Annotated in this window: 23 protein-coding genes; 5 read left to right on the top strand and 18 right to left on the bottom strand. The window is 55.8% G+C overall.

Annotation, left to right across the window (positions count from 1 at the left end; all coding sequences use genetic code 11):
* Positions 1–35: 35 nt before the first annotated feature.
* The 3 genes from GHO03_RS06325 to GHO03_RS06315 all read left to right on the top strand — a co-directional run bounded on the left by GHO03_RS06325 (position 36) and on the right by GHO03_RS06315 (position 3662).
* Positions 36–578: a permease gene (locus GHO03_RS06325; RefSeq protein ID WP_095019081.1), complete on the top strand. Its 543-nt coding sequence runs from the start codon at positions 36–38 to the stop codon at positions 576–578.
* The gene (locus tag GHO03_RS06320) at positions 575–2014 is read left to right on the top strand and encodes an FAD-binding oxidoreductase (RefSeq protein WP_153399392.1); all 1440 of its coding nucleotides are present in this window, start codon (positions 575–577) and stop codon (positions 2012–2014) included. Before GHO03_RS06325 ends, GHO03_RS06320 begins: the two co-directional genes overlap by 4 nt.
* Before the next feature lie 70 nt (positions 2015–2084).
* A complete protein-coding gene (locus GHO03_RS06315; protein ID WP_133143872.1) occupies positions 2085–3662 on the top strand; it encodes an aldehyde dehydrogenase (NADP(+)) in 1578 nt (525 codons plus the stop codon).
* A 65-nt stretch (positions 3663–3727) separates the two neighbouring features.
* Here the strand turns inward: GHO03_RS06315 and GHO03_RS06310 are convergent, their stop codons facing one another.
* Positions 3728–5020 (bottom strand): carbohydrate porin, encoded by a 1293-nt coding sequence (locus GHO03_RS06310; RefSeq protein ID WP_094999496.1) that lies wholly within the window; start codon positions 5018–5020, stop codon positions 3728–3730.
* 684 nt (positions 5021–5704) lie between these two features.
* On the opposite strand from GHO03_RS06310, the gene GHO03_RS06305 reads away from it, so the two are divergent.
* A complete protein-coding gene (locus tag GHO03_RS06305) occupies positions 5705–8143 on the top strand; it encodes a membrane-bound PQQ-dependent dehydrogenase, glucose/quinate/shikimate family (RefSeq protein WP_095026860.1) in 2439 nt (812 codons plus the stop codon).
* Between the two features lie 132 nt (positions 8144–8275).
* Here the strand turns inward: GHO03_RS06305 and GHO03_RS06300 are convergent, their stop codons facing one another.
* Both GHO03_RS06300 and GHO03_RS06295 read right to left on the bottom strand, forming a co-directional pair.
* Positions 8276–8800: a single-stranded DNA-binding protein gene (locus GHO03_RS06300; RefSeq protein ID WP_016779190.1), complete on the bottom strand. Its 525-nt coding sequence runs from the start codon at positions 8798–8800 to the stop codon at positions 8276–8278.
* Between the two features lie 9 nt (positions 8801–8809).
* Positions 8810–10201 (bottom strand): MFS transporter, encoded by a 1392-nt coding sequence (locus tag GHO03_RS06295; RefSeq protein WP_153399390.1) that lies wholly within the window; start codon positions 10199–10201, stop codon positions 8810–8812.
* A gap of 198 nt (positions 10202–10399) precedes the next feature.
* Here GHO03_RS06295 and uvrA point away from each other — a divergent pair, with 198 nt between their 5' ends.
* A complete protein-coding gene (gene uvrA / locus GHO03_RS06290) occupies positions 10400–13234 on the top strand; it encodes an excinuclease ABC subunit UvrA (protein WP_094999498.1) in 2835 nt (944 codons plus the stop codon).
* Positions 13235–13415: 181 nt separating this feature from the next.
* Here uvrA and bfr read toward each other — a convergent pair whose 3' ends face one another.
* From bfr to rpsH, 15 genes are all read right to left on the bottom strand, one after another.
* Positions 13416–13880, bottom strand: a complete 465-nt coding sequence (bfr, locus tag GHO03_RS06285; protein ID WP_016779187.1) for a bacterioferritin — start codon at positions 13878–13880, stop codon at positions 13416–13418.
* A gap of 155 nt (positions 13881–14035) precedes the next feature.
* On the bottom strand, positions 14036–15484 hold the full coding sequence (locus GHO03_RS06280; RefSeq protein WP_095025007.1) for a catalase: 1449 nt from the start codon (positions 15482–15484) through the stop codon (positions 14036–14038).
* Positions 15485–15657: 173 nt separating this feature from the next.
* Entirely contained in the window at positions 15658–16044 is a 387-nt protein-coding gene (rplQ, locus tag GHO03_RS06275; protein WP_016779185.1) for a 50S ribosomal protein L17, read from the bottom strand.
* Positions 16045–16086: 42 nt separating this feature from the next.
* On the bottom strand, positions 16087–17088 hold the full coding sequence (rpoA, locus tag GHO03_RS06270) for a DNA-directed RNA polymerase subunit alpha (RefSeq protein WP_003176403.1): 1002 nt from the start codon (positions 17086–17088) through the stop codon (positions 16087–16089).
* A 22-nt stretch (positions 17089–17110) separates the two neighbouring features.
* Positions 17111–17731, bottom strand: a complete 621-nt coding sequence (gene rpsD / locus GHO03_RS06265) for a 30S ribosomal protein S4 (RefSeq protein WP_003444359.1) — start codon at positions 17729–17731, stop codon at positions 17111–17113.
* Between the two features lie 17 nt (positions 17732–17748).
* Positions 17749–18138 carry a 30S ribosomal protein S11 gene (rpsK, locus tag GHO03_RS06260; protein ID WP_007924177.1) on the bottom strand — a complete coding sequence of 130 codons (390 nt, stop codon included), beginning with the start codon at positions 18136–18138 and terminating at the stop codon, positions 17749–17751.
* Positions 18139–18168: 30 nt separating this feature from the next.
* Positions 18169–18525: a 30S ribosomal protein S13 gene (rpsM, locus tag GHO03_RS06255; RefSeq protein WP_016779184.1), complete on the bottom strand. Its 357-nt coding sequence runs from the start codon at positions 18523–18525 to the stop codon at positions 18169–18171.
* Positions 18526–18654: 129 nt separating this feature from the next.
* Positions 18655–18771: a 50S ribosomal protein L36 gene (rpmJ, locus tag GHO03_RS06250; protein WP_002555468.1), complete on the bottom strand. Its 117-nt coding sequence runs from the start codon at positions 18769–18771 to the stop codon at positions 18655–18657.
* A 32-nt stretch (positions 18772–18803) separates the two neighbouring features.
* Positions 18804–20132 carry a preprotein translocase subunit SecY gene (secY, locus tag GHO03_RS06245; protein ID WP_003444361.1) on the bottom strand — a complete coding sequence of 443 codons (1329 nt, stop codon included), beginning with the start codon at positions 20130–20132 and terminating at the stop codon, positions 18804–18806.
* On the bottom strand, positions 20133–20570 hold the full coding sequence (gene rplO, locus GHO03_RS06240) for a 50S ribosomal protein L15 (protein ID WP_016779182.1): 438 nt from the start codon (positions 20568–20570) through the stop codon (positions 20133–20135).
* Positions 20571–20573: 3 nt separating this feature from the next.
* Entirely contained in the window at positions 20574–20750 is a 177-nt protein-coding gene (gene rpmD, locus GHO03_RS06235) for a 50S ribosomal protein L30 (protein WP_003186033.1), read from the bottom strand.
* 2 nt (positions 20751–20752) lie between these two features.
* Entirely contained in the window at positions 20753–21253 is a 501-nt protein-coding gene (gene rpsE, locus GHO03_RS06230) for a 30S ribosomal protein S5 (protein WP_003186035.1), read from the bottom strand.
* Between the two features lie 3 nt (positions 21254–21256).
* Positions 21257–21607, bottom strand: coding sequence for a 50S ribosomal protein L18 (gene rplR / locus GHO03_RS06225; RefSeq protein ID WP_016779181.1), 351 nt, complete (start codon positions 21605–21607; stop codon positions 21257–21259).
* 10 nt (positions 21608–21617) lie between these two features.
* Complete coding sequence (gene rplF, locus GHO03_RS06220; RefSeq protein WP_016779180.1) at positions 21618–22151, bottom strand: 50S ribosomal protein L6; 534 nt, start codon at positions 22149–22151, stop codon at positions 21618–21620.
* 12 nt (positions 22152–22163) lie between these two features.
* Complete coding sequence (gene rpsH / locus GHO03_RS06215; RefSeq protein WP_003444366.1) at positions 22164–22556, bottom strand: 30S ribosomal protein S8; 393 nt, start codon at positions 22554–22556, stop codon at positions 22164–22166.
* Positions 22557–22652: the final 96 nt, after the last annotated feature.

Here is a 22652-nt window from a genome sequence, read left to right as displayed (position 1 = left end):
GGCATTTCATTGCATCTCTATCCAAGGAAACCCGCATGTCTATCAGCAAGCTAGGCCGTGCCTATTTGTCGAATGCCAGCGCATTCATTCCGGTCATCGTGTTCCTGTTGTATGGCCGTTTCGGCCCGGGTGAGGCAGGCGTACGCTGGGATACCGCGTATGTGCTCAGCGGTATTCTCAGCATTGCGCACCTGTTCTGGCTGTTCAATTACCGCCCTGGCCATTGGATCGCAATGGGCGTCGACCTGTACCTGATGATTGGCGCCCTGTTGGCCACGGTCTCTACCGCTGCGTTGCAAGTGTGGGGGCAGGAGCTGGGTGCTGCTCCCGTGCTGGCGTGCGTATTGGTGATTGGCATGGGTGCCACCCGGTTTTCTCCACTCGGCTTTATCGGCGAAACCAGCAGCGACCAGGCTTTGGTCCGAAAACTCTCTGTGATGTTGCTGATTGGCGCTGCCATCGCCGTCGCGGTGTCACTGGCTTTTCGCCATAACACGCTGCTGGGAGGCGTATTGCCGGTCGTCGCATTGGTGCTGGTACGCAGCCAGTTGCTCAAACGCATGGTGGCGGCGCAATGAGCGACCTGGAACATACCGTGGACCGACAAGCCTCGGGACTCGACGCGTTTCTGGCCGAAGTCGCCGAAGTTCTGGGGCAGGCGTCGCTGCTGACCGGGGCGGACTGTGCCCCCTATGAAATCGACGTTGCTCATTGCCGCGGCAAAGCGGCGGCGGTCGTCATCCCGTGCGATACCCACGCTGTCAGCGCGCTTATGCGCATCGCGGTGCGCCATCGCATACGGCTGGTCGCCCAAGGCAACCGCAGCGGATTGGTGGGCGGTGCCGTCACCGACAACTCCGGCAAGCAAGTGATCGTCTCACTTTCGCGCATGCGCCAAGTGCGCGAGATTGATCCCTTGAACCGCACGGTGATTGTCGAAGCCGGCACGCTCTTGTCAGCACTGAATCGCACACTGGAAACCCATTCGCTGTATTTCCCTATTGATATCGGCAGCGACCCGGCCATAGGCGGATTAATTGGCGCCAATGCCGGCGGCAGCCGCTTGCTCAAGCATGGCGACGTGCGCCATAACCTGCTCGGTATCGAAGTGGTGCTGGCCGATGGCGACGGCACCGTGGTGCAACTTCTCGCACCGCTGCGCAAGAACAATACCGGGCTTGACCTCAAGCAGTTGTTTGTCGGCACCGGTGGCGCCTTCGGCATCATTACGGCGGCGACGCTTGAGCTCAAACGCATCGACCAGTCGACGCAAAGCGTGTTTGTGGCCTTGCCTGACCATGGGACAGCGCTTGAGGTGTTGCAGGCTTTCGAACTTCAATTTGGCGATCTGCTGTGCGCGTTCGAAGTGATCTCCGAGGCGGCGCTCGCCATTACGTTGCGCAACTTCCCCACGCTGCGCCACCCGTTCGGCCAATCGTCGGCAAGCTGCTACGCCCTGATTGAGATCGCCAGCAGCATGCCTGGCTTGCACAGCCTTTTTGCGCAACGAACCGAACAGGTGTTGGAAGCGCTGTATGAAAGCGGCCGAATTCTCGACGCCGCTTTTGGAAATACCAGCAGCTTTTGGCCACTGCGAGACAACCTGCCGCTGGCCATCGCCAAGGAAGGTATCCCACTGTCGTTCGACGTGGCGTTTTCGCGCTCACGCTTGGTCGCTTTCCGCGATCAAGCTGCACAGTGGCTAGAGCACGAACATCCGCTGCTGCAACTTTACGATTTCGGCCATTTTGCCGACGGCGGCTGCCATTTGATTGTGCTGGTGCCGCACGCCCACATCAGCCAGTACGGCATCGCCAAGGTCGTCGCTGTGCGTAGCGGCATCTATAAGCTGGTGACCGAAAACGGCGGCTGCTTCAGTGCAGAGCATGGCGTCGGGCCTGTGAATGCAGCTTATTACAGCAGGTACACGCCCCCAGAGGTGCAGGAAATCAGCAGGGCTATGCAGCATTTAATGGATCCCCAAGCTGTGTTGGGCCGCTACCGCTACACATAGAACAAACCGCCTGCGCACTTCAATTTCAGAAAAATCGGGCCTGACGATGGCACAGCAAGCTATAGGACACATGATGATTACCGGCAAAATGCTCATCGGCCAGTCGGCAGTGCTTGGCGACAAAGGATTGCTGTCTGCAATCAACCCTGCCACCCATGAAAAGCTGGGGCCTGACTTCGGCGTCGGCGGTATCGCTGACATTGACCAGGCTTGCACGCTGGCGCAACAGGCCTGCGATCGCTACCGCGCGACCACGGCAGAGCAGCGTGCTCAATTTCTGGAAGCGATCGCCACGGGCATCCTGGCGTTAGGGGTCACGCTGATCGGGCGCGCGTCTCTCGAAACCGGATTGCCGGCAGCGCGCCTGATCATCGAACGGGGACGCACCGTGAGCCAGTTGCGGCTATTTGCGCAGGTGGTGCGCGATGGCCACTACCTCGGCGCCACCCTGGACTGCGCGTTGCCGTCGCGCCTCCCTTCTCGCCCCGACCTGAGGCTGCACAAGATCGCGCTCGGCCCGGTGGCTGTATTTGGTGCAAGCAATTTTCCCCTGGCGTTTTCGGTTGCCGGCGGCGACAGCGCCGCTGCCCTGGCCGCTGGCTGCCCGATAGTGGTCAAGGCACACGAGGCTCACCTGGGTACGTCTGAACTGGTAGGCCAGGTGATTCAACAGGCAGCCGCTGCCCACAACTTGCCAGAGGGCGTGTTTTCCCTGCTCATTGGCGACAGTCATCCGTTCGGCCAGTCCCTGGTCAGCCATCCTGCGATCAAGGCAGTCGCCTTCACGGGTTCGCGACAAGGCGGTCTGGCGCTGATGCGTACCGCGGCGCAACGCAGCGAACCGATTCCGGTGTACGCCGAAATGAGCTGCATCAATCCCGTGTTCCTGTTGCCGCATGCGCTGTCGATGCGCGCCAGCGAAATCGGCCGTGGATTCGTTGAGGCTCTGACGATGAGTGCCGGCCAATTGTGTACAAATCCAGGCTTGGTGATTGCCCTGGAAGGTCAGCCACTGACCCAGTTTTGCAGCACGGCCCTGGACGCCCTGCACAAAAAGGCGGCAGCAACCATGCTGACGCCGGGGATTCATCATGCCTACCTCGCTGGGATCGAGGAGACAGGCAACATCAGCGGTATTACAACGCTGGGCCAAGGGTGCCCTGCAGAAAAGCCAAGTGCCGCGCAGGCCACAGTGTTCGTAACCGATGCAGCCACCTTTCTCACAACAGAACGGCTTGGCGACGAAACATTCGGCCCCAGCTCGCTGATCGTCGCCTGCAAGAACGAAGATGAAATGCTGGCGGTGGCCGAGCACCTGTCAGGACAGCTGACGGCGACAATGCAATTGGATGACGCTGATCATGGGCTGGCCCGAAAGCTGCTGCCCATCCTTGAGCGCAAGGCGGGCCGCATCCTGGTGAACGGTTATCCGAACAACGTCGAGGTCTCTCACGCGATGGTGCATGGCGGCCCGTTCCCGGCCAGTTCGGACAGTCGAAGTAGCGCCGTCGGCGCCAGCGCCATCGACAGGTTCTTGCGGCCGGTGTGTTATCAGGACCTGCCTGCGGCCTTGATGCCTGAAGCGCTACAGGAGGGCAATCCGCTCGAACTGTGGCGCATGGTCAATGGGCAATGTGTGCTTGCCTGAGCCGCGGAGATCGCTTAATAGCCTGCGCTTTCAGGTTCGTAACGCACAAAGCGCCAGCCCGTCTGTTAAAAAGTCGCTTTGATCTGTAGTCCTACAGCCAATGCGTTTCCTCTTTTTTTACCGAAGAACGCGCCCGGTTCGATGTAGTACTGCATGTCCGGTCGCACCAGCAGCCAGGGCGTGACTTGCGCGCCATAGTTGAGTTCAAGCATCTGTTCGCCGTTGTCGAGGCTGGCGATCATGTCTGACTCCCCAAAATTGATTGCAGCCGCTTCTTGCTCATCGCGCGTGCGCGAATTGATCACGGCGCGGCCATAACCAAAGGCGATAGTATCTTTGGGGCGGTTTGCAAAGGGCTTCTGCTTGACCAGACCCACCGAATACCAACGACGCATCGGTGAAGTCGCAGCGTTACTGGTGGCCGCTTGCCCGAAAAGGCGCAATACGCTTTCAGGGTCTTGCTCGTCCTTCCAGATGGCCTGATCAAACAACACGTAAGCCCCGGTACGGTTACTGCTCTTTTCTGTGCTGCCAATTTTCTGGTAATTGGACGTGTCGTAATACCAACCGACTTTGTACTGACCATCCAGAAAGGCATGATTATTGAAAATCGCCTCCAGTGGCAAAATAGCCCCGGTGGTACCGTTGCTGGGCATGGAAAACGCTTCAGAAGGGCGTGCGTTGTGCTCCGGGTTGACTTGGAACACAGCGGTTTGCAGCGTTAGAGACGGGTTAACGTCGTAACGCAGTTCTCCCCCCCAGTGTGCCGTCGGATAGTTACCCCATCCACTGCCGCTGGACATGGTTAACGGGTGTGCACAAAAACCGGCGCTTACAAAGTTGGTCAGGATGGGCATCCCCCCAAATTCGGTGCCCATGACCATATATCCGACCTTGGCCGACAGGTCTTTGGAAAACAGATTGCGTTGATAGCTGAACTCGGTCAGCCGGGTGTATTCACCCCCATAGTTTTCCTGAGCTGATAAGCGGTTACCGAGCAAATCTTCCGTGGCGCTGTGGCCACGACGGTCATTGATAATGATCTGCACCACCCCAGCATCCGGAGTGTCGAGTAACTTGCTCAGATCAAACTGCGCGCCAATGCGTATTTGTTGCGCATAGCGAGTGCCGCGTTTTATCCCGCCGTGCAGGTTCGAAATCGTCTCGGAGCTGTATTCACCCGTCAGCTTAATCCCCTTGTCGACCAGCTTCTGTCGCTCCCCTCCCCAATCGCCGGTGAGTGTTGAGCGACTCATCAAGTCCGTAGAATCCGCCAACGCTGAAGCAGGGGCCAACATACAGAACGACAAACCGCTGCACAGGCTGGTACTCAGCAGCGCGCGGAAAGAAAAAAACATTCGAAAGGTGCTCCGTTGAAAAAACGCAGATGATCAAGGCTGTTTAGCAAGTCGCCTTATGCTGCTTGCGTCAGGGTGTAAGGACTGGATTGGATAACGCCGCTTGACGTTAGTAGCAACGCTTAAGTGTAAGCATTAGCTTTTTTGGAATACATCCAACTCTGCAAGAAACATTGTTGGTGCGTTCGTAACAATTCGCCTGAATGCCAGCTCTTGAACTAACAGGCACGAACCTGAAGCGATGACTCAACAGATCTGCTCATCGTGCCTATGACTCATTGCTCGTTGGCCACCCAGCGCCGATGACGTTCTGCACCTATTGAGTCGCTCACGACTACTTGATTGTTACTGTTTCATCAATATTGTTTTCCAATGCGCTGGATTTATCCGAGACATCATCCGATTAAAATTAGCCTGCTAGCGCAAACAAAGTCACAAAATCCAACCCTGTAGAGCACTGATGCTCCGCTCCAGGTTTCGTAGAACCTTCAGTCCTTTGTGTGCAACTGCGCGTTCAGCATCCGACTCACCGGGTAACGACCTGGTTTTTCAGCGCTTTAACGCTTGATTGACGAGGTGCCAGAGGATTTACGCCCAACCAATTACGTCCGAATCGATCATTCGGCCGGGCTGTTCGCACCGACGACGAACAGTTTTGTATTCACCCATAGAGCATTCATGAAAATGACGGATGACCATCAATCACCCACTAAAAGACGGGCAATCAGCTCGCTCGCGAGAATAATATTTTCCCTCTTCGTTTTTGCTGTTGCAGTGACATTGATATACGGCGGGGTCATGTTATTGGCCCTGGACGGATCAAGTTATTATCTAATAGCCGGGTTGGCTTATTTGCTACTCGCCCCGTTATTGTTATGGCGTAAACGTTTCAGCATTATATTTTCGGCACTTATTTTCCTTGCTACATGCGTCTGGGCATTTTATGAGGTAGGTCAGTTCAGTTATTGGGAACTGCTGCCACGCCTTGTCGTTCCAGCCATTATCCTGACACTTAGTTTGTGGGTGGGCGCGACGTTCCCGGGTACATCCCTGACGACTCGGCGCGTGGCTAACCGGTTGGGCTTTGCGGTGTTTGCCGCGTTGATCGCCACCTTTATTGCTGCGTTTTACCCTCACGGTGCGATCTCAAATCCTGTGGTCGCGTCGAAGGCATCCGAGCCGAAGGAACCTACTGCCGATACGCCTGAAAATTGGGAATACTATGGTCGCAGCGCATCGGGTACCCGGTTTGCGCCTTACACGCAGATCACCCCAGAAAACGTCAAGGACCTACAGGTCGCCTGGACATACAGAACAGGGCGCAGAACGACCGGGGCTGGTGCAGGCGTAGACGAAAACACGCCGTTGCAGATTGGCAACGTGCTGTATTCATGCACACCAGAGAATCTGATCACCGCACTGGATGGTGATACTGGGGCTCCTCTCTGGAAGTTCGACCCTAAAGCCAAAACTGAAGAACACGTCACCTGCCGCGGCGTGGGTTATTACGACATCGATAAAGACGACAGCCTGAGTGCTGAGGTCAAGGCTTCGCACGACAACGACCAACAATGCCGTCAGCGCATTCTGGTGTCGTCGGTAGATGCCCGTCTGTTTGCGCTTGACGCGCGCACCGGCGCCCTGTGTTCGAGCTTTGGTGAGAACGGTTACGTCGATCTCAAGAAAGGCATGGGCCCGACCGAGAAGAGCAAACGCTATCACCCAACCTCTCTGCCGGTTGTGATGGGTCATCTGACCGTAGTCGGCGGCTGGGTGCGTGACATTGTAGCGGGCGAGCCTTCAGGGGCCGTGCGTGCATTTGACGTGCTGACCGGTGATTTGGTCTGGGCATGGGACATAGGCGCACCTGAGGGTAAGGACGCTACTGCCGACGATCACCAGTTCACGCTGGAAACGCCTAACGTATGGACTATTCCTACTTACGATAAAGAGTTGAACCTGGTCTACCTGCCAACAGGCAATGGCCCACCGGACTACTGGGGCGGTGATCGCAACGCGGCCAAGGAAAAATATGGCTCGGCGGTTGTAGCTGTGGATGCATCGACCGGTAAAGCCAAGTGGGTTTACCAGATCGTTCACCACGATGTGTGGGATTACGACCTGCCTTCTCAGCCAGTCATGTATGACTGGAAGAGCGCTGACGGCGAGAAAACGCCGGTTTTGATCCAGACCAGCAAAACAGGCAATATTTTTGTTCTGGACCGTCGTACAGGCAAACCTGTTACCGAAGTTGAAGAACGTCCGGTTCCAACCTCACCTGCTGCTGAAGGCGAGCACCTGTCACCGACTCAACCGTTTTCGGTCGGAATGCCAACTATTGGTGTTGAGCCACTGACTGAGAAGTCCATGTGGGGCGTGACGACTTTCGATCAACTGTACTGCCGGATCATGTTCAAGGACTCCGTTTACGTGGGCCCGTTTACACCTCCGTCCGAGAAACCGTACATCGAATGGCCAGGCTTGTTGGGCGGTATGAACTGGGGGGGCATCTCCATCGACGAAAATACAGGCATGATGTTTGTTAACGACATGCGTGTGCCCCTGCGGATGTCGCTGGTGACGAAGGAAGACACCAGCAAGTTCAAAGTATCGACTGACGAAGTACCCGGTTTCATGGGAACCATTCGCCCACAAGTCGCCGGTATCTATGGCGGCGTGAGAATCGACATTCTGCAATCGCCACTGGGCGTGCCGTGCAATACACCCCCGTTCGGCAGCATGAGTGCGATTGATCTCAATACTCAGAAACTGGTGTGGCAAGTGCCTATGGGCACCGTCCAGGATACCGGCCCTATGGGAATTAAAACCCACATGCCGATACCGCTGGGCATGCCAACACTGGGTGGTCCAACCTCAACAGCCTCGGGCCTGGTGTTCTTTGCCGGGACTCAAGACTACTACCTGCGTGCGCTCGACTCGGCAACCGGTAAAGAAGTGTGGAAAGCACGCTTGCCTGTCGGCGCAGTGGCCGCACCGCTGATCTACAAATCACCGGTTACCGGAAAACAATACGTGGTGATCTCTGCAGGGGGCATGAGCCACTCCCCTGACGTAGGTGATTACATCATTGCGTATGCATTACCGGACAGCGCTGAAAAATAAACGGCTGGTTGCGTTTATGTAAAAAATAATCCCCGTTTACGGGGATTATTTTTGAGGCAAACAAAAAGCCCCGAGAGCAGAACTCTCGGGGCTTTTTAGGTAACGCTGAAGCTGTTAAGCCCAAGGCAAGACCTAGAACGGAATATCGTCATCAAAGCTGTCGAAATCCGGAGCTGGCTGCGGGGCCTGCTGTTGCGGCGCAGGGCGCGACTGTTGCTGTTGCTGCGGTGCAGGGCGTTGAGCCTGCTGACGCGGAGCCGACTGTTGTTGCTGGTAGTTGTTGCCACCACCCTGGTTTTGCTGGTCGCCCTGTGGACGGCCACCCAGCAGTTGCATGGTGCCTTGCATGTCGACCACGATTTCGGTGGTGTAACGCTTGATACCGTCTTTTTCCCACTCACGGGTTTGCAGCTTGCCTTCGATGTACACCTGCGAACCCTTGCGCAGGTATTCGCCAGCGATTTCGGCCACTTTGCCGAACATCGATACACGGTGCCATTCAGTCTTCTCGACTTTCTGACCGGTTTGCTTGTCAGTCCATTGTTCGCTGGTTGCCAGACTCAGGTTGGTCACGGCATTACCGTTAGGCAAGTAGCGAACTTCGGGATCCTGGCCGCATGTGCCGACCAATATAACTTTGTTAACCCCACGGGCCATAACGTTCTCCTAGGCTTCGCACGTCGGCGCTGGGTTAACCAACTGCTCGAGTGTCGCGCGATCCAATAGTTCGGTGTCCAATTTGATATAAATCGCAGCCTCTTCAGCCACGATCACTGCATCTGTAACGCCATTGACTGCCTTTAGACGCTCAGCCAGACCTGCTTCGCGCAACGCCTCGGGCGATAACGGCAGGCGCAGGCTTGTTACATACGGTGGTTCACGCATGGTAACAGCAAAGGCCAACCAGAGTGCAGCCAGACCTGCGCCTCCCAGGAACACAACCGACAGACCGCCATGCTGAAACAGCCAGCCGCCGAGTATGCCGCCCAGTGCCGATCCGAGGAACTGGCTGGTGGAGTAAACCCCCATCGCCGTGCCCTTGCCGCCTGCGGGTGAAACTTTGCTGATCAGCGAAGGCAATGAAGCCTCCAACAGGTTAAACGCAGTGAAAAACACCACAGTGCCAATCACCAGCGTTCGTAAACTGTCGCCGAACTTCCAGAAGAATAGCTCAGTGAGCATCAACGTCACGACGGCGCCGAGCAAAACTCGTTTCATTTTGCGTTTCTTTTCGCCGTAGATGATGAACGGGATCATGGCGAAGAATGAAATCAGCAAGGCCGTCAGATACACCCACCAATGTTGTTCCTTGGGCAGGCCGGCCTTCTCGACCAGCGCCAGCGGCAGTGCGATAAAGCTCGACATCAACATGGCGTGCAGCACAAAAATGCCAAGGTCCAGGCGCAACAGGTCGGGATGGCGCAAGGTCGGCAGCAAGGCCTGCTTCGCCACTCCGGACTCACGATGCTGCAAGGTACCGGTGGAACGCGGCACCATAAACATCACAATCACGATCCCGCACAGCGCCATTGCCCCCGTCGCCAGAAACAGCCCGGACAACCCGAAAGCGCGAGTTAGGAGCGGGCCCACCACCATGGCCACGGCAAATGACAAGCCGATGGTCATGCCGATCATGGCCATGGCCTTGGTGCGATGCTGTTCACGGGTAAGGTCTGACAACAGCGCCATGACGGCTGCAGAAATCGCCCCCGCACCTTGCAGGATGCGTCCCGCAATGACGCCCCAGATCGAATCGGAATTGGCCGCCAGCACACTGCCCAGCGCGAAGACAATCAAGCCCAGGTAAATGACCGGGCGCCGTCCAATGCGATCGGAAATAACACCAAAGGGGATCTGGAAAATGGCCTGGGTCAGGCCATAAGCGCCAATCGCCAGACCAATCAGGGCGGGCGTTGCACCGGCAAGGTCCATTCCATAGGTTGCCAGAACCGGCAACACCATAAACATGCCCAGCATACGGAAGGCGAACACAAGGGCCAGACCGCTTGCTGCCCGGGTCTCGCCGCTACTCATGAGTTCGCTGTGGGGATCGTGCATGGAAAAACCTCATGTGAACCGGCGGCGATTCTATCAGTCCCATCGTCTAACAGCACATACACGAGAGAGACGCGACGCTTTGTCACGCAAAAGTTATAAAGGCTGCTTGAATGACAGTGTGCCATCAAGGGCCTGCACAGCTTTCGCACAGATCCGTATACTCATTCGTTTACGTTATGCCCGCCAAGCGAGGCCGCAGTGGACAAGATCCTGATACGTGGGGCACGAACCCACAACCTGAAGAACATCGACCTGACCCTGCCAAGGGACAAACTGATCGTTATCACCGGACTGTCTGGCTCCGGCAAATCATCCCTCGCGTTTGACACGCTGTATGCCGAAGGCCAGCGCCGTTATGTCGAGTCGTTGTCAGCCTATGCGCGGCAGTTCCTGTCGATGATGGAAAAGCCTGACGTCGATACCATCGAGGGTCTGTCGCCGGCGATTTCCATCGAGCAAAAATCGACCTCGCACAACCCGCGCTCCACGGTCGGCACCATCACCGAAATCTACGACTACCTGCGCCTGCTGTATGCCCGCGTAGGTATCCCGCGCTGCCCGGATCACGACATTCCTCTGGAAGCCCAGACCGTCAGCCAAATGGTCGACCTGGTACTGGCCCAGCCCGAAGGCAGCAAGCTGATGCTGCTGGCGCCGGTGATCCGCGAGCGTAAGGGCGAACACCTTTCAGTATTTGAAGAACTGCGCGCCCAGGGTTTTGTTCGCGCCCGGGTCAACGGCAAGCTTTGCGAGCTGGACGAACTGCCCAAGCTCGACAAACAGAAAAAGCACAGCATTGATGTGGTGGTTGACCGCTTTAAAGTGCGTGCCGATCTGCAGCAGCGCCTGGCCGAGTCTTTCGAGACAGCGCTGAAACTGGCTGATGGCATTGCCCTGGTTGCGCCGATGGACGATGAGCCGGGCGAAGAAATAATCTTTTCCGCGCGCTTCGCCTGCCCGATTTGCGGCCATGCGATCAGCGAGCTGGAACCCAAGCTGTTTTCCTTCAACAACCCGGCAGGTGCATGCCCGACCTGCGATGGTCTGGGGGTCAAGCAGTTCTTCGATATCAAGCGCCTGGTCAATGGCGAGCTGACGCTGGCCGAAGGCGCGATCCGCGGTTGGGACAGGCGCAACGTTTATTACTTCCAGATGCTCGGGGCGTTGGCCAAGCATTACGACTTCAGCCTTGAAGTGCCGTTCAGCGAGCTGCCGGCCGACAAGCAAAAGGTGATCCTCTATGGCAGCGGCACGCAAAACGTGGATTTCCGCTATCTGAATGATCGTGGCGATATCGTCAAGCGTGCTCACCCGTTCGAAGGCATCGTGCCAAACCTGGAACGCCGTTATCGCGAAACCGAGTCGGCCACCGTGCGCGAAGAACTGGCCAAGTTCCTCAGCACCCAGTCCTGCCCGGATTGCCGGGGTACCCGACTGCGTCGCGAAGCCCGTCATGTATGGGTCGGCGAAAAAACCCTGCCCGCGGTCACCAGCATGCCTATCGGTGATGCAACCGAATACTTCAGCACGCTGAGCCTGAGCGGACGCCGTGGCGAAATCGCTGACAAAATCCTTAAGGAAATTCGCGAGCGCCTGCAGTTCCTGGTGAATGTGGGGCTGGACTATCTGTCGCTGGACCGTAGTGCCGATACCCTGTCAGGCGGTGAAGCCCAGCGTATTCGTCTGGCCAGTCAGATTGGTGCAGGCCTGGTTGGCGTGCTGTATATCCTCGACGAGCCCTCCATCGGCCTGCATCAGCGCGATAACGATCGCCTGCTGGGCACCCTCAAGCATCTGCGTGATATCGGTAACACCGTGATTGTGGTGGAGCACGACGAAGACGCCATACGCCTGGCGGACTATGTGGTGGATATCGGCCCTGGTGCTGGCGTGCATGGCGGTCATATTGTTGCTGAAGGTACACCGGCCGAGGTGATGGCTCACCCTGATTCACTGACAGGCAAATACCTGTCGGGGCGTGTGAAGATTGCCGTACCCGCCAAGCGCACACCGCGCAACAAGAAGCTGACACTGTCGCTCAAGGGTGCTCGCGGCAATAACTTGCGCAACGTTGACCTGGAGATACCGATCGGTCTTTTGACCTGTGTGACCGGAGTTTCCGGTTCGGGCAAGTCGACCCTGATCAACAACACACTCTACCCGCTCAGCGCCACGGCACTGAATGGGGCGACCACGCTGGAAGCGGCGGCGCACGACAGCATCAAGGGGCTTGAGCATCTGGACAAGGTCGTCGATATCGACCAAAGCCCGATTGGCCGTACGCCGCGCTCCAACCCTGCGACCTACACCGGGTTGTTTACGCCAATCCGCGAGTTGTTCTCGGGTGTGCCCGAGTCGCGCTCGCGCGGTTACGGCCCGGGGCGTTTCTCTTTCAACGTAAAGGGCGGACGCTGCGAGGCCTGTCAGGGTGATGGCCTGATCAAGGTAGAAATGCACTTTCTGCCGGACATCTATGTGCCTTGCGATGTGTGCAAAAGCAAGCGTTACAACCGTGAAACCCTTGAGATCAAATACAAGGGCAAGAGCATCCACGAAGTGCTGGAAATGACCATCGAAGAAGCGCGAGTGTTCTTCGATGCCGTGCCTGCACTGGCGCGTAAGCTGCAAACGCTGATGGATGTAGGCTTGTCCTATATCAAGCTAGGACAATCCGCCACCACGCTGTCAGGCGGTGAGGCGCAACGGGTCAAGTTGTCCCGTGAGCTGTCCAAGCGCGATACAGGCAAGACCTTGTATATCCTCGATGAGCCTACTACCGGTTTGCACTTTGCTGACATCCAGCAGTTGCTGGATGTGCTGCATCGTCTTCGCGACCATGGCAACACCGTGGTAGTGATCGAACACAACCTGGACGTGATCAAGACCGCTGACTGGCTGGTGGATCTCGGCCCTGAGGGGGGTTCCAAGGGCGGGCAGATCATTGCTACCGGTACACCGGAAGAAGTAGCCGAGATGAAGCAATCACACACGGGCTTCTACCTGAAGCCACTGTTGATTCGCGACAAGGCTTAAAGCGCGGTACGAAAAAGCCCCTGCCATCGTGAGATGGCAGGGGCTTTTTACTGAGCGCAAATCAAGCTCTTGTGGGAACGGGCTTGCTCGCGATGGTAACGCCGCGACACACAAGCCAGACCGTGTTGCCTGCATCGCGGGCAAGCCACGCTCCCACCAAAAGCATCTCAGCTTCCCTGGATCAGAACTGCGATTGCAGGTAGTTCTGCAAGCCGATCGACTTGATCAGGCCCAGCTGTTTTTCCAGCCAGTAGGTGTGGTCTTCTTCGGTGTCTGCCAGCTGAACACGCAACATGTCACGGCTCACGTAGTCCTTGTGCAGTTCGCACAGGGCGATGCCTTTGCACAGCGCGGCACGGACTTTATATTCCAGGCGCAGGTCGGCAGCGAACATCTCAGGCACCGTAGTGCCCACATCCAGGTCGTCAGGGCGCATGCGCGGCGTACCCTCGAGCATCAGAATCCGGCGCATCAACGCATCAGCGTGTTGTGCCTCTTCCTCCATCTCGTGGTTGATACGCTCGTAAAGCTTGGTGAAACCCCAATCCTCGTACATACGGGAATGGACGAAATATTGGTCACGCGCAGCCAACTCGCCGGTCAGCAACGTATTGAGATAATCGATTACATCCGGGTGGCCTTGCATTGCCTTACATCTCCCTGCTTGAAAGGCTGTAGTTTGAACCAAGCCGACTGAGAGGTCACGGCTAAATCGCAATAAAAACCCTGTTTTTCAGAGAAAACAGGGTTAAATAACGCAAAAACCGCCCAATTGAGGGCGGTTCTGCTTCTCACTTAGAGTTAGTTACGCTGTACACCCAACGCCTTGGCAACACCATCACCATAAGCCTGATCAGCATTGTAGAAATGCTGCAGCTGACGCTCGACGACATCCCCCGTCACACCCTCCATAGCCCCTGCAATATTGTTGATCAGCAGGGCTTTCTGCTCGTCGTTCATCAGTCGGAACAGGGCACCGGCGTGGCTGTAGTAATCGCTGTCTACACGATGATCGTAACGATCAGCTGCACCACTGAGGGCCAATGGCGGCTCAGCATATTGCGGTGCTTGTTTTGGCGCGTCGCCATAGCTGTTCGGCTCATAGTTCGGTGCAGCACCACCATTGTTGCCGAAGGCCATAGAGCCATCACGCTGATAGTTATGCACAGGTACCCGTGGTGAGTTGATCGGCAGGTGCTGGTGGTTAGTGCCTACACGGTAGCGATGGGCATCGGCATACGCGAACACACGGCCTTGCAGCATGCGGTCAGGCGACAGGCCCACACCCGGGATCATATTGCTTGGCCCGAACGCAGCCTGCTCCACTTCGGCAAAGTAGTTCAGCGGGTTGCGGTTCAGCTCCAGCTCACCGATTTCAATCAGCGGGAACTCTTTCTGCGACCAGGTCTTGGTCACGTCAAACGGGTTCTCATAGTGGGCTGCAGCCTGAGCTTCAGTCATGACCTGCATGCATACGCGCCATTTCGGAAAGTCACCGCGTTCGATGGCGGCAAACAAGTCACGCTGTGCGTAATCCGGGTCGGTACCGGCAAGGCGCGCAGCCTCTGCAGGCGGCAGGTTCTTGATGCCCTGCTTGGTTTTGTAATGCCATTTGACCCAGTGACGCTCACCCGCAGCATTGATCAGGCTGTACGTGTGGCTGCCAAAGCCATGCATATGGCGGTAACCATCTGGAATGCCGCGATCGGAAAACAGGATGGTGACCTGGTGCAGCGACTCAGGGGAGTGCGACCAGAAGTCCCACATCATCTGTGCGCTTTTCAGGTTGCTTTGCGGGAGGCGTTTTTGTGTGTGGATAAAGTCGGGAAATTTAAGCGGGTCACGGATGAAAAACACCGGGGTGTTATTACCGACGATGTCCCAGTTACCTTCCTCGGTGTAGAACTTGAGGGCAAAGCCACGTGGATCACGCTCGGTATCAGCCGAGCCGCGCTCGCCACCTACCGTTGAGAAGCGCAGAAAAGTGGGGGTTTGCTTGCCGATGGTGTCAAACAGCTTGGCACTGCTGTACTGAGCCATGTCACGGGTCAGGGTGAAAGTGCCATGGGCGCCTGAACCCTTGGCGTGTACGCGACGCTCAGGAATGTTTTCACGGTTGAAGTGCGCGAGCTTTTCGATCAGATGAAAATCGTCAAGCAGCAATGGGCCACGAGGACCGGCAGAACGAGAATTCTGGTTATCCGCAACTGGAGCGCCGCTGGCGGTTGTAAGCGTTTTGGTCTGGCTCATATGTTTGCTTCCTCAGTCAGTCTTTGTACTGCCGGCTAATCGGCTGACGAGGAGTATTGACCATGAATTACACATGGGCAAATGCATTAAATGATCAGAATCAATAGATAATCATAATCGAACGCGCACAAAAAACCGGGCACTAGGCCCGGTTCTTTGTAGAGACTGACGTCTTACTCAGCGGATACAGCTTCACCGCCAACTGGACGATCAACCAACTCGACGTACGCCATAGGCGCGTTGTCGCCAGCGCGGAAACCGCACTTGAGGATGCGCAGGTAGCCACCCTCACGAGTTGCATAACGCTTGCCCAGATCGTTGAACAGCTTACCAACCATGGCTTTCGAACGAGTACGGTCGAAGGCCAGACGGCGGTTAGCAACAGAATCAATCTTGGCCAGAGTAATCAGCGGCTCAGCAACGCGACGCAATTCTTTGGCTTTCGGCAGAGTCGTTTTGATCAGCTCGTGCTCGAACAACGACACTGCCATGTTTTGAAACATAGCCTTGCGGTGCGAGCTAGTGCGGCTCAGGTGACGACCACTTTTACGATGACGCATGGTTCATTCCTTACCAAACACAACGTTCGGTGATTACGACGATCAGGCAGTCGCCTTGTCGTCCTTCTTAAGACTTGCAGGCGGCCAGTTGTCGAGGCGCATGCCGAGGGACAGACCACGGGAGGCCAGAACGTCCTTGATTTCAGTCAAGGATTTCTTGCCCAGGTTCGGAGTCTTCAACAGTTCTACTTCGGTGCGCTGAATCAGGTCACCGATGTAGTAAATGTTCTCCGCCTTAAGGCAGTTGGCCGAACGCACGGTCAGTTCCAGATCGTCAACAGGACGAAGCAGGATCGGATCGATCTCGTCTTCCTGCTCGATTACCACTGGCTCGCTGTCACCTTTGAGGTCGACGAATGCAGCCAACTGCTGTTGCAGGATGGTTGCAGCACGACGAATGGCCTCTTCAGGATCCAGTGTACCGTTGGTTTCCAGATCAATAACCAGCTTGTCCAGGTTGGTGCGCTGCTCGACACGGGCGTTTTCCACCACGTATGCGATACGGCGAACCGGGCTGAACGAAGAATCCAGCTGCAAGCGACCAATGCTGCGGCTTTCGTCTTCATCGCTCTGACGCGAGTCTGCTGGTTCATAACCACGACCACGAGCTACGGTGAGCTTCATGTTCAAGGCGCCGTTAGACGCCAGGTTGGCGATTACGTGATCGGGATTAACGATCTCGACATCATGATCCAGCTGAATATCGGCAGCGGTAACCACCCCCGAACCCTTCTTCGACAAGGTCAGCGTAACTTCGTCACGGCCGTGCAGCTTGATAGCCAGACCTTTAAGGTTCAACAGGATTTCAATTACGTCTTCCTGTACACCTTCGATGGCGCTGTACTCGTGGAGCACACCGTCAATCTCGGCCTCGACTACTGCACAGCCTGGCATTGAGGACAACAGGATGCGGCGCAGCGCGTTGCCCAGGGTGTGGCCAAAACCACGCTCGAGAGGCTCGAGAGTGATTTTAGCGCGGGTTGGACTGACAACTTGCACATCAATATGGCGAGGTGTCAGGAACTCATTTACCGAAATCTGCATGGATGCACCTATTTTCTAGCCCTTACTTGGAGTAGAGCTCGACAATCAGGCTTTCGTTGATGTCGGCGGACAGATCACTGCGAGCAGGAACGTTCTTGAAAACGCCCGACTTCTTCTCAGTGTCTACTTCTACCCATTCTACGCGGCCACGTTGGGCACACAGATCGAGAGCTTGGACAATGCGAAGCTGGTTCTTTGCTTTCTCGCGGATAGCGACCACGTCACCAGCACGAACCTGGTAGGACGGAACGTTTACGGTCTGACCGTTAACGCTGATCGACTTGTGCGATACCAACTGACGAGATTCGGCACGAGTAGAACCGAAACCCATACGGTATACGACGTTATCCAGGCGGCATTCGAGCAGTTGCAGCAGGTTTTCACCGGTTGCACCTTTTTTGCCAGCAGCTTGTTTGTAGTAGCCGCTGAACTGACGCTCGAGAACGCCGTAGATACGACGGACCTTCTGCTTTTCACGCAGTTGGGTACCGTAGTCGGATTGGCGACCGCGGCGTTGGCCGTGGATGCCTGGAGCAGCTTCAATATTGCACTTCGATTCGATAGCGCGCACACCACTCTTCAGGAAGAGATCAGTGCCTTCACGACGTGCCAGTTTGCATTTTGGACCAATGTAACGAGCCATTCTTTACAGTCTCCTGATTACACGCGGCGCTTCTTCGGCGGACGGCACCCGTTGTGCGGGATTGGCGTCACGTCGGTGATGCTGGCGATCTTATAGCCACAGCCGTTCAAAGCACGGACAGCGGACTCACGACCTGGACCTGGGCCCTTGACGTTAACGTCAAGGTTTTTCAGGCCATATTCCAGCGCAGCTTGACCAGCACGTTCAGCAGCTACTTGAGCAGCGAACGGGGTGGACTTGCGTGAACCGCGGAAACCCGAACCACCAGAGGTAGCCCAAGAAAGCGCGTTACCCTGACGATCCGTGATGGTCACGATGGTGTTGTTGAAAGACGCGTGGATGTGGGCGATGCCATCAACCACTGTCTTTTTAATTTTTTTACGAGGACGAGCAGCAGGTTTTGCCATGACTAAATTCCTGTCGATTCGCTGGTGCGATTACTTGCGGATCGGCTTACGCGGACCTTTGCGAGTACGCGCGTTGGTCTTGGTACGCTGACCGCGCACTGGAAGACCACGACGATGGCGCAGACCGCGGTAGCAGCCCAGGTCCATCAAGCGTTTGATTTTCATGTTGACTTCACGACGCAGGTCACCTTCAGTGGTGAACTTCGCCACTTCGCCACGCAGCAACTCAATCTGCTCGTCGCTCAGATCCTTGATCTTAGCGGCTGGGTTTACACCAGCATCCGCACAGATTTTCTGTGAGGTAGTGCGACCAACACCATAGATGTAGGTCAGCGAGATAACAGTGTGCTTGTTATCTGGAATGTTAACGCCTGCAATACGGGCCATTCAGTGGGACTCCAATTGACAGCTACCTACGCCCCGGAAGCCAAGAAATAGGGCGCGAGATAATATCGCTGTAATAACAAATAATCAACCCAGCAGCGCACTAGCTGCTGGGCTTCAAACAGATCACACTCAGCCTTGGCGCTGTTTGTGACGTGGTTCCGCGCTGCAAATTACCCGAACAACACCTTCGCGGCGAATAATCTTGCAGTTACGGCACAGCTTTTTCACCGATGCACGAACTTTCATCACCAACTCCTCTCACCTTACGGGGTAGTACTTCAGCGGAGCATGCCGCTGCCGTAGCCCTTCAGGTTGGCTTTCTTCATCAGGGATTCGTACTGGTGCGAAACGAGGTGCGATTGTACTTGGGACATGAAGTCCATAACAACCACAACAACGATCAGCAACGAGGTCCCGCCAAGGTAGAACGGAACGTTTGCCGCAACCACCAGGAACTGGGGCAACAGGCACACGGCCGTCATATAAAGAGCACCGAACAGAGTCAAACGAGTCAAAACGCCATCAATATAGCGTGCCGACTGCTCACCTGGACGGATACCCGGAATAAAGGCACCGGACTTCTTCAGGTTTTCCGCTACGTCTTTCGGATTGAACATCAACGCCGTATAGAAGAAGCAGAAGAAAATAATCCCTGCACTAAACAGCAGAATATTCAACGGCTGACCAGGAGCGATCGACTGCGAGATGTCCTGCAACCAGCCCATACCTTCAGACTGACCGAACCAGGCACCCAGCGAAGCCGGGAACAGCAAAATGCTGCTCGCAAAAATAGCCGGGATAACACCGGCCATATTCACTTTCAGCGGTAGGTGGCTAGTCTGCGCAGCAAACACCTTGCGGCCCTGCTGACGCTTGGCGTAGTGAACAGCAATACGACGCTGGCCACGCTCAATGAACACCACAAAACCGATAATCGCTACTGCCAGCAAACCGATAGCAACCAGAGCGAAAATATTGATATCGCCCTGACGTGCAGACTCGAAAGACTGCCCGATTGCTCTCGGAAGACCGGCGACGATACCCGAAAAAATCAACATCGAGATACCGTTGCCAACACCACGCTCAGTAATCTGCTCACCCAGCCACATCATGAACATTGCACCCGCCACAAACGTGGTTACTGCAACGAAATGGAAGCCCAGGTCACCAGTGAACGCTACGCCTTGCCCTGCCAGACCAATGGACATGCCAATAGCCTGGACAAGAGCAAGAGCGACAGTGAGGTAGCGGGTGTACTGGCTAATCTTGCGACGGCCAGCTTCACCTTCCTTCTTCAACTGCTCCAGTTGCGGGCTGACAGCGGACATAAGCTGCATGATGATCGATGCCGAAATGTACGGCATGATCCCCAGCGCAAAAATACTCATCCGCTCCAGCGCGCCGCCGGAAAACATGTTGAACAAGCTAAGTATGGTCCCCTCATTCTGTCGAAACAGGTCCGCCAGCCGGTCCGGGTTGATACCTGGAACTGGGATGTGTGCGCCTATCCGGTAGACGATAATCGCCAGGAATAGAAAACGCAGTCGAGCCCAGAGCTCGGATAACCCGCCTTTGCTGAGCGCTGAGAGAGCACCTTGCTTAGCCATTTATTCCTCGAACTTGCCGCCAGCTGCTTCGATAGCCGAACGCGCACCTTTGGTGGCGCCGATTCCCTTGCCGATTGTGACAGCGCGAGTCACTTCACCGGACAGCATGATTTTCACACGCAGTACGTTGACGTTGATCACGTTGGCATCTTTCAGGGTCTGCACAGTTACGATGTCGCCTTCCACTTTAGCCAGCTCGGACAAACGCACTTCTGCGCGATCCATGGCTTTCAGGGATACGAAACCGAACTTAGGCAGACGGCGATGCAGCGGCTGTTGACCGCCTTCAAAGCCTGGAGCAATGGTGCCACCGGAGCGGGAGGTCTGACCTTTGTGACCACGGCCACCAGTCTTACCCAAACCACTACCGATACCACGGCCCGGACGATGCTTTTCGCGACGGGAACCCGGCGCTGGACTCAGATCATTGAGTTTCATCGATTAACCCTCTACACGCAGCATGTAGTAAGCCTTGTTGATCATCCCGCGATTCTCGGGAGTATCAAGTACTTCTACAGTGTGACCGATGCGACGCAGACCCAGACCCTTAACGCACAGTTTGTGGTTAGGGATACGGCCGGTCATGCTTTTGATCAGCGTTACTTTAACGGTAGCCATGATCAGAAGATCTCCTTGACGCTTTTGCCACGCTTGGCGGCAATAGATTCAGGAGATTGCATAGCTTTCAAACCTTTGAAAGTGGCGTGAACCACGTTTACCGGGTTAGTCGAGCCGTAGCACTTGGCCAGTACGTTCTGAACGCCAGCAACTTCGAGGACAGCACGCATAGCGCCGCCAGCGATGATACCGGTACCTTCAGAAGCAGGCTGCATGTAAACCTTGGAAGCGCCGTGGGCGGATTTCATGGCGTACTGCAGAGTGGTGCCGTTAAGGTCCACTTGAATCATGTTGCGGCGAGCAGCTTCCATTGCCTTCTGGATCGCAGCAGGCACTTCACGTGACTTGCCACGGCCGAAGCCAACGCGCCCTTTACCATCACCAACCACGGTCAACGCGGTGAAAGTGAAGATACGGCCGCCTTTAACGGTTTTGGCTACGCGGTTAACTTGAACCAGCTTCTCAATGTAGCCTTCGTCGCGCTTTTGGTCGTTATTTGACATAACTTAGAACTCCAGCCCAGCTTCACGAGCAGCCTCAGCCAGCGCTTTCACGCGGCCGTGGTACTTGAAGCCAGAGCGGTCGAAAGCCACCTGCGAGACGCCAGCGGCTTTTGCACGCGTAGCGACCAGCTGGCCAACCTTTGTGGCCGCGTCGATGTTGCCAGTGGCACCATCACGCAGTTCTTTGTCCAAAGTCGAGGCGCTTGCCAGGACTTTGCTGCCGTCGGCCGAGATGACCTGGGCGTATATATGCTGTGCCGAGCGGAACACGCAGAGACGCACGACTTCTAGTTCGTGCATTTTCAGACGTGCTTTGCGAGCGCGGCGCAGGCGAGTAACTTTTTTGTCGGTCATTTGCTATGCCCTACTTCTTCTTGGCTTCTTTACGACGGACGACTTCGTCCGCGTAACGTACACCCTTGCCTTTATAAGGCTCTGGCGGACGGAAACCGCGGATCTCAGCGGCCACCTGACCTACCAGCTGCTTATCAATACCCTTGATCAGGATATCGGTTTGGCTAGGAGTCTCAGCGGTGATGCCTTCCGGCAACTCGTAATCCACTGGGTGCGAGAAGCCAAGAGCCAGGTTCAGCACTGTGCCTTTTGCTTGCGCTTTGTAACCAACACCGACCAGCTGGAGCTTGCGCTCGAAGCCTTGGCTTACGCCTTGGACCATGTTGTTTACCAACGCACGAGTGGTACCAGCCATTGCGCGAGTTTGTTGATCGCCATTGCGAGCAGCGAAACGCAGCTCACCAGCTTCTTCAACAATCTCAACGGACGAATGGATGTTCAGTTCTAGAGTACCCTTGGCACCCTTCACCGAAAGCTGTTGGCCGGCGAATTTTACTTCGACACCAGCTGGCAGCTTAACGGGGTTCTTAGCGACGCGTGACATGCTTATCCCCCCTTAGAACACAGTGCAAAGAACTTCGCCGCCGACACCGGCAGCGCGCGCAGCACGATCCGTCATCACACCTTTGCTGGTGGAGACGATAGACACACCCAGACCGCCACGAACTTTCGGCAGATCTTCGGAGGACTTGTACTGACGCAGGCCTGGACGGCTAACGCGCTTAACTTCTTCGATAACCGAACGGCCTTCGAAGTACTTCAGCTCGATAGACAGCAGTGGCTTGATTTCGCTGCTGATCTGATAATCCGCGATGTAACCTTCGTCTTTGAGAACTTTGGCTACAGCTACCTTCAACGTGGAAGATGGCATGCTTACGACGGACTTTTCAGCCATCTGGGCATTACGGATTCGAGTTAGCATGTCCGCTAACGGGTCCTGCATACTCATGGGCTAGACGCTCCTGATACAAAAAGAATTAGCCTTGCGGCTACAACTGTCGCCGAGTACTCAATGCTTAAAAAGCACGGGCTCAGGCGAGCCGGT

Source organism: Pseudomonas sp. FSL R10-1339 (genome assembly GCF_009600545.1).
Classification (GTDB): Bacteria; Pseudomonadota; Gammaproteobacteria; order Pseudomonadales; family Pseudomonadaceae; genus Aquipseudomonas; species Aquipseudomonas bubulae.
The sequence above is the reverse complement of the archived record's forward strand: the minus strand, read 5'-3'. Positions and strand labels throughout refer to the sequence as shown.

What these genes read in the sequence shown, in the direction of transcription:
- rpmD (WP_003186033.1), bottom strand. Translation starts at nt 20,750, where the DNA reads ATGGCTACCGTTAAAGTAACGCTGATCAAAAGCATGACCGGCCGTATC.
- secY (WP_003444361.1), bottom strand. Translation starts at nt 20,132, where the DNA reads ATGGCTAAGCAAGGTGCTCTCTCAGCGCTCAGCAAAGGCGGGTTATCC.
- rplQ (WP_016779185.1), bottom strand. Translation starts at nt 16,044, where the DNA reads ATGCGTCATCGTAAAAGTGGTCGTCACCTGAGCCGCACTAGCTCGCAC.
- GHO03_RS06295 (WP_153399390.1), bottom strand. Translation starts at nt 10,201, where the DNA reads ATGCACGATCCCCACAGCGAACTCATGAGTAGCGGCGAGACCCGGGCA.
- rpsM (WP_016779184.1), bottom strand. Translation starts at nt 18,525, where the DNA reads ATGGCCCGTATTGCAGGCGTTAACATTCCAGATAACAAGCACACTGTT.
- rpsH (WP_003444366.1), bottom strand. Translation starts at nt 22,556, where the DNA reads ATGAGTATGCAGGACCCGTTAGCGGACATGCTAACTCGAATCCGTAAT.
- rpoA (WP_003176403.1), bottom strand. Translation starts at nt 17,088, where the DNA reads ATGCAGATTTCGGTAAATGAGTTCCTGACACCTCGCCATATTGATGTG.
- bfr (WP_016779187.1), bottom strand. Translation starts at nt 13,880, where the DNA reads ATGCAAGGCCACCCGGATGTAATCGATTATCTCAATACGTTGCTGACC.
- GHO03_RS06280 (WP_095025007.1), bottom strand. Translation starts at nt 15,484, where the DNA reads ATGAGCCAGACCAAAACGCTTACAACCGCCAGCGGCGCTCCAGTTGCG.
- GHO03_RS06315 (WP_133143872.1), top strand. Translation starts at nt 2,085, where the DNA reads ATGATGATTACCGGCAAAATGCTCATCGGCCAGTCGGCAGTGCTTGGC.
- GHO03_RS06320 (WP_153399392.1), top strand. Translation starts at nt 575, where the DNA reads ATGAGCGACCTGGAACATACCGTGGACCGACAAGCCTCGGGACTCGAC.
- rplF (WP_016779180.1), bottom strand. Translation starts at nt 22,151, where the DNA reads ATGTCACGCGTCGCTAAGAACCCCGTTAAGCTGCCAGCTGGTGTCGAA.
- GHO03_RS06310 (WP_094999496.1), bottom strand. Translation starts at nt 5,020, where the DNA reads ATGTTTTTTTCTTTCCGCGCGCTGCTGAGTACCAGCCTGTGCAGCGGT.
- GHO03_RS06325 (WP_095019081.1), top strand. Translation starts at nt 36, where the DNA reads ATGTCTATCAGCAAGCTAGGCCGTGCCTATTTGTCGAATGCCAGCGCA.
- GHO03_RS06300 (WP_016779190.1), bottom strand. Translation starts at nt 8,800, where the DNA reads ATGGCCCGTGGGGTTAACAAAGTTATATTGGTCGGCACATGCGGCCAG.
- rplR (WP_016779181.1), bottom strand. Translation starts at nt 21,607, where the DNA reads ATGACCGACAAAAAAGTTACTCGCCTGCGCCGCGCTCGCAAAGCACGT.
- GHO03_RS06305 (WP_095026860.1), top strand. Translation starts at nt 5,705, where the DNA reads ATGACGGATGACCATCAATCACCCACTAAAAGACGGGCAATCAGCTCG.
- rpsE (WP_003186035.1), bottom strand. Translation starts at nt 21,253, where the DNA reads ATGTCAAATAACGACCAAAAGCGCGACGAAGGCTACATTGAGAAGCTG.
- rpsK (WP_007924177.1), bottom strand. Translation starts at nt 18,138, where the DNA reads ATGGCAAAACCTGCTGCTCGTCCTCGTAAAAAAATTAAAAAGACAGTG.
- rplO (WP_016779182.1), bottom strand. Translation starts at nt 20,570, where the DNA reads ATGAAACTCAATGATCTGAGTCCAGCGCCGGGTTCCCGTCGCGAAAAG.
- rpsD (WP_003444359.1), bottom strand. Translation starts at nt 17,731, where the DNA reads ATGGCTCGTTACATTGGTCCAAAATGCAAACTGGCACGTCGTGAAGGC.
- rpmJ (WP_002555468.1), bottom strand. Translation starts at nt 18,771, where the DNA reads ATGAAAGTTCGTGCATCGGTGAAAAAGCTGTGCCGTAACTGCAAGATT.